This is a genomic window from Kribbella albertanoniae, from assembly GCF_004348455.1.
In the GTDB taxonomy this organism is placed as follows: Bacteria; Actinomycetota; Actinomycetes; order Propionibacteriales; family Kribbellaceae; genus Kribbella; species Kribbella albertanoniae.
Genome location: NZ_SMKA01000090.1, coordinates 1 through 14,443, shown reverse-complemented (window position 1 = coordinate 14,443; position 14,443 = coordinate 1). Strand labels below are relative to the sequence as shown.

Genomic DNA, 14,443 nt, shown 5'->3' with positions numbered 1-14,443 from the left:
ACCGGGGGGCCTGCTGTGGGGGTCACCATTGGAGGGTCCCGTCGACGATGCGGACGCGGCGTTGGGCTCGTTCGCTGACGTGGTCGTCGTGGGTGATGACGGCCAGCGTCATGCCGCCGCGGTGGAGTTCGTCGAACAGTTCGAGGATGGCCTCGGCGTTGACACTGTCCAGGTTGCCGGTGGGTTCGTCGGCGAGCAGAAGGCTCGGTTCAGCGACCAGGGCGCGGGCGATTGCGACGCGTTGGCGTTCACCGCCGGACAGCGTGGTCGGGCCGAAGTCCATTCGGTGCGAGAGGCCGACGCGTTCCAACGCGACCCGTGCCCGGGCCATCCGCTCGCGGCGCGGGACTCCGACGTACACCATCGAGAGCGCCACGTTCTCGAGCACGGTCCGGTGGGCGAGCAGGTGGAACGACTGGAAGACGAACCCGATCCGCTCACCCCGCAGTACGGCGCGTCGCCGCTCGCGAAGGCTCATCGTGTCCACCCCGTCGAGGCGGTAGACTCCGCCGCTCGGGTTGTCCAGCAGCCCGAGCAGGTGCAGCAGCGTGGACTTGCCGGAGCCGGACGGTCCGACGATCGACAGGTACTCGCCCTGCCGGATCGTCAGATCGACGTCCCGGATCGCCTCCACCTCGGGCGGCCCAGGGAAGACCCGCCGGACGCCGATCATCTCCACGACCGGCGCCGGCAGCGCGACCGCTACTGCGGTCATTTCCCGACCACCACTTGGTCGCCGGAGTCGAGTTTGACGTCACCGGTCGGCGTGACCGCGGCGTACCCATCAGCCGTCAGCCCGACCTTGACCGGGACCAGCTCGGTCTTCCCGTTGCGCACGACCTCGACCCGCGAGCCGCCGTCCGAGCCGGCCGAGAGTGCTGCGACCGGCACGGTGAGCACCTTGCCGTTCGTGCTCTTCACCGGGATAGTCACCTTCACGTTCGCGTCCCGGAGCTGTTCGAGCTGCTTCGGGGTGAGCTTGTCCGGCCCGACCACGACGTCGTACGACTCGCCTTTGCGGGTCAGCCGCTTCACCTTCGCCTTCACGGCCGAGCCGTCGCCGAGGGTCAGCTCAGCCGCCATCCCGACCTTCAGGTGCTCGGCCGAGGCGGCCTCCACCTTGACCGTGACGACCAGGGCCGCGCCGCTGGCCGACATCACCGCGCCGCTCGCCGTACCGCCGCGCTCGACGTTCACCTTGTCGACCCGCCGCGGCAGCGACTTCACGTAGACGATCTCGGAGACCGGCAGCGGCGTCTCCGCCTTCAACTCGGCCTCGTCCTGGGCATCGTTGGCTTCCTCCAGCGCCTCCTTGGCATCCGTGACCGCGCCCTTCTGGACGGTGAGATCCGGCGCCTTCGCCTTCTTCGCCTGAGCGAGCTGCGACTGCGCCTGCCGGAGGGCCTTCTTCGCCGCGTCCGTGCCCTTCTTCGCCTGGTCGACCGCATCCTTCAGCTGCTGGTCCGCCTCGGGCGCGTCGTACCCGGCCTGCTCATACAGTTCCCGTACGGCGCGCGCCGTACCGCTGTCGTACTTGCCGTCGACGCTGCCCGGGTCGAACCCGAGCCGGTCCAGCGTCTTCTCCAGCTGCAGTACGTCGGGACCCTTGCTGCCGGGCGTGAGGGTCCGGTACATCGGCAGTACGCCGGCCAGCGCGATCACCGGCCGTCCGACGATCTCGAGCAGAGCCTTGGCCTCGGTGATGGTCGACCCGACCCCCGGCACCTTCCCGGTCACGATCGCCGGGGTGGTCAGGCCGCTGGTCTCGACCCGGATGTTCACCGCGCCGTCGAACGACGCGTCACCACGACCGACCACCTTGCTGGCCAGCGCCTTCTTCTCGACCGGGACCGTGATCTGGGACGCCTTCGGCGCGGCGGTCTTGGCGGCCGCGTCCTCCGGCGAGGTGATCCGGGCACCGGCCACGACGCCGACCCCGAGCGAGCTGGCCGCGAGCGCGGCCACCCCGACCAGGATCTGCCGCCGCGACTTGGGCCCTGCGGTCACCGGTTCGCCATTCCGTCGCGGTACGCCTCGAGCTCGGCCTTGTGCTGGGCGACGAACTCCTTCTCCTGCTCGTACTGCACGGTCTTGAACTGTGCGTCGTACGTCTTGGCCTTGCACTTCTGGTCGGCCACGGCCAGCTCGGTCTCGGCCTTGCGCAGCTCACCGAGCTTCGCGGCGTCGACCTTGTCGAACGACGGCGGTCCGTCGATCGTCATGCTCGGGCCATCGCCGGACTTGCCCGGTCCCTCAGGCTTGGTCCCGGTCAGTTCGTCGAGTTTCTTCTGGATCGACGACCGCGCGTCCTCGATCTTGGTGAAACCGGAGTGACCGGCGTCGGCCAGGCAGTCGGACCAGTTCTTGGTCGCGTCGATGACCCGCTGGTCGTTGTCGACCCGCTTGCCCAGCGCCTCCAGGTCCTTGAACAGGGCCTCGTACTTCTTGAAGTCGTCCTGGTTCTTCGACGGGTCGCCATACGCCTCGGTGAAGGCCTTGCCCCGGCAGCCGGGGTCCTGCGGCTTGCCCGGTGCCTCCGCCGGGCCACCCGAAATGACCACGCCGTTCGCGCCGCCCTTGCCGTTCAGCGCCTCGTCGTACGACTTCTGCGCCGACTTGGAGAGTGCGTCGCGGATCTTCTTGTTCGGGTCGTTCGCGCTGTCCTCGGCATTGGCCTTGGTCCAGTCGATCGTGCTGATCCCGTAGCCGTACTGCTCGGCGAACTTGTCCGGCGGCAGGTCGAACGCCTCGGCGAACTTGCTCTTCGACTTCTGCTCCGGCGGCACCGCGACGTAGTCGAAACCGGCGCTCTTCATACAGCTGACGATCGAGTCCTCGACCTTGCGCTGTTTGGCCAGATCCTCCTCGGTCTGCTCCCCGCCGCCACCGGCCCGGACCGCACGCATCATCCCGCCGCCGGAACTGATGAACCCGTCGCCCATGTACTCCGCCAGCGGGCTCTTGTCGCTCTTGTTGTCGCCGGCCACCGGCGTCTTGTCCTGGTTGTTCCCGCAGGCTGCCAGCGCCAGAACGGCCAGGGCGGCAAGTGCGGTCCGTGAGGTTCTCATGGCGCCGAGCGTGCCGTCGGGGCCGTGAAGAACCTGTGAAGGACCGGTTTGCACTCGATGCTCTCAGTCGATCTTCATCGGATTCTCATGATGTTGCCGGACATTAGGAGACATGCCTGCCCGGATCCTTGTTGCCGAAGACGACGTGAAGCAGGCGGAGCTGATCCGGCGGTACCTCGAGCGGGAGGGCCATCTGACGGTCGTCGTGCACGACGGGCGGGCCGCCATCGACGAGGCCCGCCGGCGGAGCCCCGACCTGCTCGTACTCGACGTGATGATGCCGAAGGTGGACGGTCTGGACGTCTGCCGGGTGCTCCGGGCCGACGGCGGCGACAACGCGGGCGTCCCGATCATCATGCTGACCGCGCGGTCCACCGAGGACGATCTGCTGCTCGGGCTGGATCTCGGCGCGGACGATTATCTGACCAAGCCGTACAACCCGCGCGAGCTGGTGGCCCGGGTCCGGACGGTACTGCGCCGTACCCGGAGCCGTGGTGAGGGCGAGGTGTACCGGGTGGGCGCGCTCGAGATCGACCCGACCCGGCACGAGGTCCGGCTGACCGGCGAGCTGGTCGAGGTGACACCGGCCGAGTTCAAGATCCTCGCCTGCCTGGCCGCGTCGCCCGGACGGGCGTTCTCCCGGCAGCAGTTGCTGGAGCACGCGTTCGGCTTCGACCACTACGTGTTCGACCGGACGATCGACGTACACGTAATGAATCTGCGGAAGAAGTTCGGTGGTTCGACGTACCTGAAGACGGTGTACGGCGTGGGCTACAAGCTGACCGACAAGGTGGTGTCCGATGCGTCGTAGTCTGCTGTTCCGGTTCCTGGGGCTTTCCCTGGCGGTCGCGCTCGGGGCGGTCGTCGCGACCGCGGTGATCGCGTCGTACAGCACCACCGAGCAGTTGCAGGGTGAGCTCCAGCAGAATGCCGGTCAGCTCGAGGTCGACGGCCAGATCTACGGCGAGCTGAGCAGCTATGCGGTCAATCATTCCGGCTGGTCCGGTGTCGACAAAGAGGTCCGTCGACTCGCCGACGAACTCGGCCGCCGGATCGCGCTGACCAAGCCGGACGGCACGGTGATCGCGGACTCGGCCCGGGTCCTCGGCGCCGCGCCGGAGCTCCCTTCGGTGCCGGCGGCAACGATCGACGCCCGCAACGAAGGTGCGCACGTCTTCACCAGCGCGGTCCAGTCGGCCGCCGTCACCGTGGCGCCTGCTTCCGGCGCAGCGTTCCCGACCTCGATGGTCAGGACGGCGGCCTTCCCGCCCGGTTACAGCTGGGGGTTGACCGCCAAGGAGAAGGACGAACGGCAGGTCCTCGCCGAGCAGGCGAAGACCTGCCTCACGGCCGAGGGGGTCGAGTCGCAGGTCTCGGTGACCGATGGTGCTCCGATGGTGGCGCTCGACGCCGAGAACGTCGACGGGGTCACCGTTCGCCAGGTCTGGAGACCTTCGCTGAGTATGGCGACGTTCGGCAGCGCCAGCGTCGCGGCCGGCGGCGCCGCGACTCCCAGTGCCGCGGAGCGCTGCGTGCCGAAGGGTTTGTACGCGCCGAGCGCCAAAGCGAAGCTGGTCAACGACGACGAGTTCCGGCGCGCCTCGGCGTGCCTGACGACAGCCAAGGTCCCGTTCACCCCCCTGACCGACACCGACACCGGTCTGCGCACGGTGAGCCCGAAGGATCAGGAGAAGGTGCCCGCTCAGTTCTTCGAGTGCAGCACCCAGGCCCGGTCGCAGGCGATCGCGCCGTACGTGGCGCCGACTGCGAAGCTCTATCTGGGGTCGAAGAGCTCGTTCAACGTGTTCTCCGGTGAAGGGATGTTGCGTACGGCGGCTACTGCGCTCGGCGTGATGCTGATCGCGGCCCTGGTGATGTTGCTGACAGGTCGTCGGCTCGTCCGGCCGATCGTCGCACTGACCGGCGCGGCGCAGCGGATGCGGAACGGCGACCACGCGGCGCGGGTGCCTGTGACCGGTAAGGACGAGGTCGCGCGGCTCGGGCACGCGTTCAACGCGATGGCCGAGTCGATCCAGCGCAGCGACTTCCAGCGGAAGGCCATGGTGAGCGATGTCGCCCATGAGCTCCGGACCCCCTTGGCCAACATCAAGGGCTACCTGGTCGCGTCGGAGGACGGCGTCGTACCGCTCGACGGAGAGCTCGTCACGTCGCTGCTGGAGGAGACCGGCCTGCTCGAACACCTCGTCGCCGACCTGCAGGACCTCGCCCTGGCCGACGCCGGCATGCTCCGCCTGCACCCCGCCCCGCGGGACCTGAGCGAGCTCGCCCAGCAGGTCGTGCTCGCCCACCGCCCGGCCGCCGAGACCGCCGGTGTCACGCTGACCGCGGACGTCCCGCCGGAGGCCGTCGTCTCGATCGACAGCGCCCGGATGCGCCAGGCCCTCGGCAACCTCGTCTCGAACGCGATCCGCTACACCCCGACCGGCGGCACCATCGTCGTCGGCGTCCGCCGCGTCGACGACGGCTACAAGCTCACAGTCACCGACAACGGCGCGGGCATCGCCGACGAGCACCTCCCGCATTTGTTCGACCGCTTCTACCGCGCCGAACAGTCCCGCAGCCGCTCCACCGGCGGCAGCGGCCTGGGCCTCGCCATCACCAAACACCTGGCCGAAGCCCACCACGGCCGCATCACCGTCACCAGCAAACTAGGTGAAGGCTCGGTCTTCACGCTGTGGCTTCCGCTAGGTACTTGAGCGGGATCTCGGCCCGCGCGCGGATCTCGACTGGGTCTGCGTGCGGGATCAACCGCACCCAGGAAACAAGCCTGTGCACACGTTCAAGAGCTTCAGTGGCTTCCACCTCGGCCCTCCGATCACCCCAGTGCGCGAGATAGACGTCGTACAACTCCTCTCGGTCTGCGCTTCGCAGCGGTGCTCCGGTCCATTCGACGACGGACGTGAGGAAGCTGTGCAGGGACACGAAAGGGTGTCCCCAGATCGCATTGCCGAAGTCGAAGAACCGCGGTCCGGCGGCGAAGATGTTCGCGGCGTACACATCGTTGAGCTCCAGATCGAGCGGCATGCTGAGCTGTGCCAGATCCCGATCCAGTACGTCGGCCGCCGCCTCCGCCCGCTGTAACTCGCCGGCCCCGATCCGGAGCGGATGACCGAGCGGCAACCGCGCCCAGTCCTTCGCAATCGCACGTACCTGGTCGCCTGCCTCGCGCGGTGCAAGCGTCACCATCCCAGGCTGCACTTCAAGCTTCCCCAGTACGGCGCACTGCAGCCGAGCCAGCGCGTCGACCACCCTGCACCGCGTCCGCTGATCAGCCACGTCCGGATGCCCGAGCGTCGGCCCGTGATCCTCAGCCAGCAACCACCCACGCTCACGCTCAACCGCCAGCGGCACAACCACCGCATCCGGCACAACCTCCGCCAACGCAGCCACCAGGCCAGCCTCGAACCGATGCCCCGGATTGTTCTCCTTGAACCACACCAACCCATCGGTGGTGCGGTAGCACCGAGTCACCGACCAGAACCGGGCTCGATAGGTGACGGGTTCACCAACGATCCGGCCGTCGAGCTGCTCAGCCACCCACGCATCGACCACCCGGTTCCACTCCGGCGACAACCACCGCCGTACCCACTGCCCTTCGGCATCCGGACCGAGCGGTCGCGCAGCAGGCAGCATGCCCGGGACGCTACCCCGCACCTGGTGCAGGGCTTCGTCGCGTACCGAAGAACGGGTACTGGTCGCGGACGCCCTTCGCCGCCACGCTCAGAAGACCCGTCGGTCAGGCGGAAACGGGCACCACTACCCGTTCGTCCGTACGCTCCCTCAACCGGGTGCGTCTTACGATCAAGGCATGGGCGGTCGAGGGCGGCGGGCGCGGGTGGCTGATGTGCATGCGGTTGCTCGGGGGATGCCGTTTGTGACGGTTTGGGAGCGGGAGGACGGGACGGACCGGCCGGTGTATCAAATCGGCGGGAAGTCGTTCGTATTCTTCCGGACGGCTCGGCCTGATGCCGTCGATCCGGAGACCGGGGAGAAGTACGACGACGTGATCATGATCTGGACCGAGTCCGAGGACGAGAAGCTGGCGTTGGTGTCGGACGAGGCGACGCCGTTCTTCAGTACGCCGCACTTCGACGGGCATCCGTCGGTGCTGGTGCGGGCGAGCCGGATCGGGGAGCTGTCCAAGCAGGAGCTGACGGAGATCATTCAGGACGCCTGGTTGTCGCGGGCCTCGCAACGGCGGGCCACCAACTGGCTCAAGGAGCATCGCCTGTGAGCTACCAACCGCCGGGTGGGATCGCCGCACCCGACTACGGGCAACGACCGCCGCGGAAGAGCCGTGCCGGGTTGTTCATCGTGCTGATGGTGCTGCTGTTGATCGCGGTTCTCGTCTCGTTCGCCTTCATCGTCACCCGGGTGTACGCCGACCTGAGGTCAGCCGACCCGCCGGGGCCGGCCACCTCGGTCGCGCCAGTGAGTACGCCCAAGGTGGCCTCGGCGCCGAAGCCGACGGTGAAGCCGACTCCGGTCAAGACCGTTCCGGTCAAGCCGATCCCGATCACGCCGGCACCGGCGACGTCGGCGCAAGTGGCTGCCCGCTTCGTCGCGCGGTTGAACGCGAACGATGTGAAGGGCGCGACGGCCTTCCAGTGTGCGAACACCGCACCTGCTGTCTCCCTGCTGATCGAACAGTTCATCCGCCCGCCAACGTCGCTGACCGTGAGCGAGGCTCCGGTCAGCAGCGCAGGAGCGATAGCGGTGTTCTCTCTGAGGGGCACCACGAAGGGGGCCACAGTCAGCGGGGTTCTCGTGGTGGGGGCTAGCGGTCGACCGTGTGTGCAAGCGTTCCAGTTGCACTAGGGAGCTAGGGCTCGGGCCGTCTCGATCAGGCTGGTGCCGGTCGGCAACGTGGCGATGATGGGGGTGTCGAGGCCGTTCGCCACGTAGCGGTTGATGTGGTCCCGGCACTCGTCCGCAGTGCCGTGGACGATCAGGGAGTCCAGGACCTCGACCGGTACGGCGGCCATCGCGGCGTTCCGGTCCCCCGCGGCCCACGCCTCGCGCATCGGCTTCATCGCGGGACCGCGACCGAGCCAGTCGTGGAAGGCGGCGTACCCGGGAACCGTCAGATAGGTGGCGATCAGGAAGCGGCCGATGTTGCGTGCCATCTCGGCGTCCTCGGTGACGCAGACGAAGATCCGCGCGGCCAACTCCTTGTCCGGACCGAGCTCTGCCCGAACCTGCCGAACGTCGTCCGCCGACAGCCAGTTGGTGATCGCACCATCGGCCTCACGCGCAGCCAGCCGAAGCATCTGCGGACGAAGCGCAGCGAGCATCAACGCCGGCGGAACATCAGGCGCCTTCTCCAGCCGGAACCGGCTGATCGTGAAACTGTCGAACGTCCCGTCGACCTTCTCCCCCGCGAACGCCTGCCGCAGAAACCGCAGTACGTCGCGAGTCCGCGCGAACGGCGGGTCGTACGCGATCCCGTTCCACCCAGTCACGATGGTCTCCGACGAGGCCCCGATCCCCAGCACGAACCGCCCCGGCGCCAGGTCGGCCAGCGCCGCCGCACTCATCGCGAGCGCAGCCGGTCCGCGCGTGTGCACCGGTACGACGGCCGTCCCCAACCGCAACTGGTCATCCCACTCGGACGCCAGCACGAGCGGCGTGAACGCATCCGCACCGGCCACCTCGGCCGACCAAAGATCCGTGTACCCCAGCGACGCAAGCTCGCCGATCAGCGGCTTGTGGTCCCGCAGCGGCACGCCAGTCAACGGGACAGTCAGACCCCAGCGCATCAGATCAACTTCCTCAGGATCGGCAACGGCGCAGCCTTCATGAACCGGGCGAGCGGCGCCCACGGCCAGGCCGGCACATAGGCGACCGCCTTCTCGGCCTCGATCGCGGCGACCATCGAGCGGACGCCCGGGACGGTGTCGACGATCAGCGGCGTGTTCTTCACCTTCTCGTTCAGCGCGGTCCGGATGTACCCGGGAGAGATCGTGCTGATCGTGATCGGCTTGTTGAGCATCTCCATCCGCAGCCCCTCCGCCAGCGAGGAGACGCCGGCTTTCGCGGCGGCGTACGCAGTGATGGTCTTGGGCAGTCCGCGGAGCGCAGCGGCGGAGGCGATGAAGACCAGGTGGCCGGCGTTGCGCGCACGGAAGAGCTCCATCGCGGCCTCGGCCTGGGTGAACGCGGCCACGAAGTTCGTCATCAGGGTCTCGCGGTTCACCTCGGGCCGGCCGGTGCCGACGGGCGCACCCTTGCCGATCCCGGCGTTCACGATGATCCGGTCGAGCTGCCCGTGCGCCTTGTCGGCCTCGCGGAAGACGGCGAAGACCTGCTCGTCATCGGTGACATCGAGCTTGTGGATCGTGATCGTCAGCCCCGGCGACCGGCCGAGCAACTCGTCGCGGAGCGCGGCCAGCCGGTCCTCGCGCCGTGCGGTCAGCGCGAGGTTGTAGCCCTTGGCCGCGAACTGCCGCGCCATCTCCTCGCCCAGCCCGGCACTCGCGCCGGTGATCAAGATGTTCCGTCTCATCGGTACGTGAGCTCCTGCTTGTCGAGGTGGCCGTGCTCGTTGTAGCTGACCACAGTCAGTCCGCTGCGGCCGGACACGACCTTCGTGATGGCAGTGTTGATGGTGACCGGATTGAGTTTGGCCCACAGCCCGTCGCCGCCGGACAGCAGCCGGCTGACCACGGCCGCGATCGGGCCGCCCGACGTGAACACCAGTGCGGTTTCACCTTTGCCCAGTCGCCCGGCAGTACGCCGTACTGCGTCGTCGGAGCGATCGCAGAACGCCTGGAACGTCTCGGTGTAGCCGTCACCACCGTTGACCCAGCGATCGGTCGCCGCGGTGAACATCTCCTGGAACGCCCGCTGCGGGTTCCCGCGGCGCGCCAGGTCAGCGAGCAGTACGGCCCGGACCTTGTACGCCGGTTTGTGCGCAACGATCACCTGGTCGTGGTCGAACTCGTCGTACCCCTGGTCGACCTCGGGACCGAATCCCGCCAGCTCGGCTGTCTGCGCGTGCCGGTGCATCGACCCCGAGATCACCAGATCCGGCTGCACCCCACGCGCCCGCAAGGTGTTGCCAAGGGCAACCGCCTGCTGCTCGCCGAGATCCGAGAGCTTGTCGTAGTCGCGCGCCCCGAACGACGCCTGCGCGTGCCGGACCAAGTAGATGACCGCCACGTCACGCCTGCCGGATGATCCGTCGGCAGCGGCGCTCGAGCAGGTTGACCGGGAGCCAGAAGTTCTTGAACCGCGGGTTCCGCGTCTGCTTGTGGTGATAGCGGTAGTAGATCTGCTGCGCGATCACGGCCAGCCGGAACAACCCGAACACCTCGTAGAACGCCCAGTTCTCCGGCTTCAGCCCGGAGCGCTCGGTGTAGTAGGCAACGATCTCGGCGCGGGTCAGCATCCCCGGCGCATCCGCCGGCTGCAGCCGGAACCGGCGGAACGCCCAGTCGTCATCGGCCTGCACCCAGTACGCGAGCGCACCGCCGAGATCCATCAACGGATCGCCGAGCGTCGCCAGCTCCCAATCCAGGATCCCGGCCACCCGCTCCGGATCGTCCGGAGCCAGTACGACGTTGTCCAGCCGGAAGTCGTTGTGGATCACGCAGGTGCGGACGTCGGCCGGCTGGTTCGCCGCGAGCCACGCCATCACCTTCTCGTAGCTCGGCACGTTCCACGTCTTCGCCTTGCGGTACCGGTCCGACCAGCCGCTGACCTGGCGACCGACGTACCCGGCACCTCGGCCGAGATCGCTGAGACCGGCCGCGGCCGGATCGACCTCGTGCAGGTCGACGAGCCGGTCGATGAGCGTGCGGCAGAGCTGACCGGTCTGCTCCGGCGTGAGGTCGACGCCAAGCGCGGAGCGGCGTGGGATCGTGCCCGCGACCCGCTCCATCACGTAGAACTCCGAGCCGATCAACGCATCATCGGTGCAGTGGGCAACCATCGTCGGGACGTAGGGGAAGACGGGTTTGAGCGCGGCCTGGATCCGGTACTCGCGACCCATGTCGTGCGCGCTCTTCGCCTTGGTCCCGGCCGGCGGGCGACGCAGGATCAGGTCGTGCCCGGGATAGCTCAACAGGTAGGTCAGGTTTGAGGCACCACCGGAGAACTGCTTGACCGCCGGCTCACCCGGCGGCAGTTCGGTGTGTTGCCGCAACCAGGTGTCCATCGCCGTGACGTCGAAGGCATCCTCGGCGCGGACGGCGCGAGCACCGTCACCCATGCGTCTGGTGCGCCTGTTCTGCGCGTTGGTGGACCTTGGCAGCGACCTTTCGCATCTGCCGGTCGTACAGCGGCCGGGCCCAGCGCTTGGTCAGGTACGCCACCCGGGCGGGCCGATCCGGGATGATCAGGAAGCGCTTCTTCGCGAGGCCGGCCAGGACGACGGTCGCGATGTCGTCGGCGGTCCGGGGCGACTTCTCGACCAGCTTCCGGACGCCGGGCTCCATCGCTTTGTCGGCGCCCTGGAACGAATCGGCCAGGTTGGTCTGGAAGAACGACGGGGAGATCACCGATACCGTCACGCCGTACGGGTGCAGCTCGTGCGAGAGCGTCTCCGACAACGCGACGACCCCGGCCTTGACGGTGTTGTACGAGCTCATCATCGGCGGATGGATGAGCCCGGCCACCGAAGCCGTGTTGACGATGTAGCCGGACCGCTGGCGCTTGAAGACCGGCGTGAACGCACGGCAGCCGCGGACCACACCCATCAGGTTGATGTCGACGACGCGGTCCCACTCGTCCAGGGTCTCGACGTCGATCCGGCCGCCGGTCGCGATTCCCGCGTTGTTGACCAGGATGTCGAGTCCGCCCCAGTGCTCGTCGCACCAGGCGACCGCGGCATCCCAGTCGGCCGGGTCACGGACGTCGAGTCGCAGATAAGGACCGTCGTCGCCGGCGAACGTCGTACCGATGTCTGTCCTCAAGACCTGGTGGCCTTGGGCAACGAACTGCGCGACCAGCGCAGCTCCGAGACCGCTCGCTCCACCAGTGACCAGTACACGGCTCACGCTTTCGCCTCCTTCTGTACGGCGAGGTAGCCGGCCAGCTCGATGCGTGCGACGACTCCCCGGTGCACCTCGTCCGGACCGTCGGCGAGCCGGAGCGCTCGCGCACTCGTCCAGGCAGCGGCGAGAGGAGTGTCGTCGGAGAGACCGCCACCGCCGTGCAGCTGGATCGCCATGTCGATCACGTCCTGCGCCATCCGCGGTACGGCGACCTTGATCTGGCTGACCTCGCTGAGTGCACCGGCGAGCCCGACCGTGTCGAGCAGGTACGCCGTCTGCAGGACCAGCAAACGCGCCTGGTTGATGGCGATCCGGGCGTCGGCGATGCGCTCCCGGTTGCCACCGAGGTTGACCAGCGGCTTGCCGAACGCCTCCCGGCTGGTGCCACGCTTCAGCGCCAGCTCGAGTGCCTTCTCAGCCAGGCCGATCAGCCGCATGCAGTGGTGAACGCGGCCCGGACCCAACCGGCCCTGCGCGATCTCGACCGCGCGACCGGGCCCGACCAGGATGTTGCTCGCCGGCAGGCGGACGTCGGTGAACGACACCTCACCATGACCGAACGGCTCGTCGAACCGACCCATTGCCGGCAGCAACCGCTCGACCTTCACACCGGGATGGTTGCGCGGGACCAGCACCATGGTGTGCCGTGCGTAGCGGTGGGCTTCGGGGTCGGTCAGGCCCATGAAGATCAGCAGCTCACACTCGGGATTGCCGACACCGGTGCTCCACCACTTGCGCCCGTTGAGGACGACCTCGTCGCCCTCGACGATCGCGGTCGCGGCCATGTTGGTCGCATCCGACGAGGCGACGCCGGGCTCCGTCATACAGAACGCGGAGCGGATCGTCCCGTCCAGCAAGGGTTCCAGCCACTGCTTCTTCTGCTCGTCGTTGCCGTAGCGCAGCAGCACTTCCATGTTGCCGGTGTCGGGCGCGTTGCAGTTGAAGATGTACGGCGCGATGAACGACCGGCCCATCAGCTCCGCGAGCGGGGCGTAGTCCAGGTTCGGCAGACCTTCGCCGTACTGCTCGTTGCCGTGCTCGGCCGGTGGGAGGAACAGATTCCACAGACCCTGGGCGCGGGCCTTCGCCTGCAGCTCCTTGAAGACCGGCTGCGGCTGCCACGGATCGGCGGCGGCCCGGGTCGCGGCGTGGATCTCCGCCTCGACCGGATCGATCTCGGTCCGGATGAATTCCTCGACCCGCCCGATCAGGTCCTGCGCACGGGCGGACGGTTCGAACCCCATGTGACAGCACTCCTTCCGAAACCGGCGGGGTACCGCCGGGTAGGTTTGACCGTAGCGCCCTTTTGAGCAATGCTCAACAGCGTGGACAACAGGTTGACCGCGGAAGATCGGAAGAAGCAGCTCGTCAAGATCGGCTTGATGATGTTGCGTGATCGGCCGATCCACGAGCTGTCCATCGACGCCATCGCCGGCCAGGCCGGGATCTCTCGCAGTCTCCTCTTCCACTACTTCCCGAGCAAGCGCGACTACTACGTCGCGGTCATCTCCGCCGCTGGTCGCCGGCTCCTCCGGGTCACCAAGCCGGACGAGGACCTCCCCCCGGACGAGGCGCTCCGCGAGATGCTCGTGCAGTTCGTCGCCTTCATCTCCCGCCGGCGAACGGCGTACATCTCGTTCGTCCGCGGTGCCGCCGGCGGTGACGACTACGCCGTCGAGGTGTACGACGACACCCGCATCGGCCTCAGCCGCCGCGTCCTCACCTTCCTCGGTACGCCGGAAGTCGCCGACAACCGCTCCTCGGTCGAGTACCTCCGCATCCACGCCTGGCTCAGCTACACCGAAGACCTCGCCATCGAGTGGTCCGGCCTCCCCGAAGACGCCCGCCCCCTCACGGCCGACGAGCTCATCGACCACGCCCTAGAAGCCCTCCAGTCCCTCCGCAAGCTCTAACCCACCCCGGCCCCAACCCAGTACGACGTTGAGCACGGTTCAACCACGTACGCGGCCGCCAAGTGGTCGAGGGGCGCTCAAGGCGAGCCGACCGGTCGACCTTGAGCACGGTTCAACCACGCGCGCGGCCGACAAGTGGTTGATGGGTGCTCAAGGTGCGCCGGCCGGTCGACCTTGAGCACGGTTCGACCATCCCGGCGGCTGTCAGACGGTTGATGGATGCTCAAAGTGGCTCCCGCCCGATCTCGAGCATCACGCACCTCAGCCACAGCCCGTCAGCCACAGGCAACCTGACCGCGGTAGCCGACCTCGCGCCGCCTCGCCTCGGCTCGCCGAAATCTCAGGGGATCTCCCCTCACGTTGTCCCTTCTCCGGTCAAAAAATGAGGGGAGAACCGGCAAGCTGCGGGGATATCCGTTCAAATTGCCCCGGGGCGGGGTGGGGC

Annotated in this window: 15 protein-coding genes; 5 read left to right on the top strand and 10 right to left on the bottom strand. The window is 67.8% G+C overall.

Annotation, left to right across the window (positions count from 1 at the left end):
• Window positions 1-22 precede the first annotated feature (22 nt).
• From E1261_RS20190 to E1261_RS20180, 3 genes are read right to left on the bottom strand one after another with little or no spacing between them, the layout of a single operon-like run.
• Window positions 23-715: an ABC transporter ATP-binding protein gene (locus E1261_RS20190; RefSeq protein ID WP_132408661.1), complete on the bottom strand. Its 693-nt coding sequence runs from the start codon at window positions 713-715 to the stop codon at window positions 23-25.
• Window positions 712-2,007 (bottom strand): peptidoglycan-binding protein, encoded by a 1,296-nt coding sequence (locus E1261_RS20185; protein WP_132408659.1) that lies wholly within the window; start codon window positions 2,005-2,007, stop codon window positions 712-714. The genes E1261_RS20190 and E1261_RS20185 overlap by 4 nt, the downstream gene beginning before the upstream one ends.
• Window positions 2,004-3,068, bottom strand: a complete 1,065-nt coding sequence (locus E1261_RS20180) for a hypothetical protein (RefSeq protein ID WP_132408657.1) — start codon at window positions 3,066-3,068, stop codon at window positions 2,004-2,006. The genes E1261_RS20185 and E1261_RS20180 overlap by 4 nt, the downstream gene beginning before the upstream one ends.
• 112 nt (window positions 3,069-3,180) lie before the next feature.
• Between E1261_RS20180 and E1261_RS20175 the strand changes: the two genes are divergently transcribed.
• A complete protein-coding gene (locus tag E1261_RS20175; RefSeq protein WP_132408655.1) occupies window positions 3,181-3,879 on the top strand; it encodes a response regulator transcription factor in 699 nt (232 codons plus the stop codon).
• Complete coding sequence (locus E1261_RS20170) at window positions 3,869-5,785, top strand: sensor histidine kinase (protein ID WP_132408653.1); 1,917 nt, start codon at window positions 3,869-3,871, stop codon at window positions 5,783-5,785. The genes E1261_RS20175 and E1261_RS20170 overlap by 11 nt, the downstream gene beginning before the upstream one ends.
• Here the strand turns inward: E1261_RS20170 and E1261_RS20165 are convergent.
• Complete coding sequence (locus E1261_RS20165; protein WP_132408651.1) at window positions 5,757-6,722, bottom strand: hypothetical protein; 966 nt, start codon at window positions 6,720-6,722, stop codon at window positions 5,757-5,759. The two genes, E1261_RS20170 and E1261_RS20165, sit on opposite strands and share 29 nt — an antisense overlap.
• A gap of 175 nt (window positions 6,723-6,897) precedes the next feature.
• Between E1261_RS20165 and E1261_RS20160 the strand changes: the two genes are divergently transcribed.
• The gene (locus E1261_RS20160) at window positions 6,898-7,323 is read left to right on the top strand and encodes an MmcQ/YjbR family DNA-binding protein (protein ID WP_132408649.1); all 426 of its coding nucleotides are present in this window, start codon (window positions 6,898-6,900) and stop codon (window positions 7,321-7,323) included.
• Window positions 7,320-7,907 carry a hypothetical protein gene (locus E1261_RS20155; RefSeq protein ID WP_132408647.1) on the top strand — a complete coding sequence of 196 codons (588 nt, stop codon included), beginning with the start codon at window positions 7,320-7,322 and terminating at the stop codon, window positions 7,905-7,907. The genes E1261_RS20160 and E1261_RS20155 overlap by 4 nt, the downstream gene beginning before the upstream one ends.
• Here E1261_RS20155 and E1261_RS20150 read toward each other — a convergent pair.
• The 6 genes from E1261_RS20150 to E1261_RS20125 are packed head-to-tail and all read right to left on the bottom strand — an operon-like array spanning window position 7,904 to window position 13,329.
• Window positions 7,904-8,848 carry an LLM class F420-dependent oxidoreductase gene (locus E1261_RS20150; RefSeq protein WP_132408645.1) on the bottom strand — a complete coding sequence of 315 codons (945 nt, stop codon included), beginning with the start codon at window positions 8,846-8,848 and terminating at the stop codon, window positions 7,904-7,906. The two genes, E1261_RS20155 and E1261_RS20150, sit on opposite strands and share 4 nt — an antisense overlap.
• Entirely contained in the window at window positions 8,848-9,594 is a 747-nt protein-coding gene (locus E1261_RS20145) for an SDR family oxidoreductase (RefSeq protein WP_132408643.1), read from the bottom strand. Before E1261_RS20145 ends, E1261_RS20150 begins: the two co-directional genes overlap by 1 nt.
• Window positions 9,591-10,250, bottom strand: coding sequence for a histidine phosphatase family protein (locus tag E1261_RS20140; protein ID WP_132408641.1), 660 nt, complete (start codon window positions 10,248-10,250; stop codon window positions 9,591-9,593). Before E1261_RS20140 ends, E1261_RS20145 begins: the two co-directional genes overlap by 4 nt.
• Before the next feature lies 1 nt (window position 10,251).
• Complete coding sequence (locus E1261_RS20135; protein ID WP_132408639.1) at window positions 10,252-11,301, bottom strand: phosphotransferase family protein; 1,050 nt, start codon at window positions 11,299-11,301, stop codon at window positions 10,252-10,254.
• Window positions 11,294-12,088, bottom strand: coding sequence for an SDR family NAD(P)-dependent oxidoreductase (locus E1261_RS20130; RefSeq protein WP_132408637.1), 795 nt, complete (start codon window positions 12,086-12,088; stop codon window positions 11,294-11,296). Before E1261_RS20130 ends, E1261_RS20135 begins: the two co-directional genes overlap by 8 nt.
• The gene (locus tag E1261_RS20125; protein ID WP_132408635.1) at window positions 12,085-13,329 is read right to left on the bottom strand and encodes an acyl-CoA dehydrogenase family protein; all 1,245 of its coding nucleotides are present in this window, start codon (window positions 13,327-13,329) and stop codon (window positions 12,085-12,087) included. Before E1261_RS20125 ends, E1261_RS20130 begins: the two co-directional genes overlap by 4 nt.
• 81 nt (window positions 13,330-13,410) lie before the next feature.
• On the opposite strand from E1261_RS20125, the gene E1261_RS20120 reads away from it, so the two are divergent.
• Entirely contained in the window at window positions 13,411-13,998 is a 588-nt protein-coding gene (locus E1261_RS20120; protein ID WP_238176325.1) for a TetR/AcrR family transcriptional regulator, read from the top strand.
• The last annotated feature ends 445 nt before the right edge of the window (window positions 13,999-14,443 follow it).

Bases quoted from the DNA above. Each gene is read 5' to 3' on its own strand.
- E1261_RS20190 (WP_132408661.1), bottom strand. From the start codon at position 715: ATGACCGCAGTAGCGGTCGCGCTGCCGGCGCCGGTCGTGGAGATGATC.
- E1261_RS20180 (WP_132408657.1), bottom strand. From the start codon at position 3,068: ATGAGAACCTCACGGACCGCACTTGCCGCCCTGGCCGTTCTGGCGCTG.
- E1261_RS20175 (WP_132408655.1), top strand. From the start codon at position 3,181: ATGCCTGCCCGGATCCTTGTTGCCGAAGACGACGTGAAGCAGGCGGAG.
- E1261_RS20170 (WP_132408653.1), top strand. From the start codon at position 3,869: ATGCGTCGTAGTCTGCTGTTCCGGTTCCTGGGGCTTTCCCTGGCGGTC.
- E1261_RS20165 (WP_132408651.1), bottom strand. From the start codon at position 6,722: ATGCTGCCTGCTGCGCGACCGCTCGGTCCGGATGCCGAAGGGCAGTGG.
- E1261_RS20160 (WP_132408649.1), top strand. From the start codon at position 6,898: ATGGGCGGTCGAGGGCGGCGGGCGCGGGTGGCTGATGTGCATGCGGTT.
- E1261_RS20150 (WP_132408645.1), bottom strand. From the start codon at position 8,848: ATGCGCTGGGGTCTGACTGTCCCGTTGACTGGCGTGCCGCTGCGGGAC.
- E1261_RS20145 (WP_132408643.1), bottom strand. From the start codon at position 9,594: ATGAGACGGAACATCTTGATCACCGGCGCGAGTGCCGGGCTGGGCGAG.
- E1261_RS20135 (WP_132408639.1), bottom strand. From the start codon at position 11,301: ATGGGTGACGGTGCTCGCGCCGTCCGCGCCGAGGATGCCTTCGACGTC.
- E1261_RS20125 (WP_132408635.1), bottom strand. From the start codon at position 13,329: ATGGGGTTCGAACCGTCCGCCCGTGCGCAGGACCTGATCGGGCGGGTC.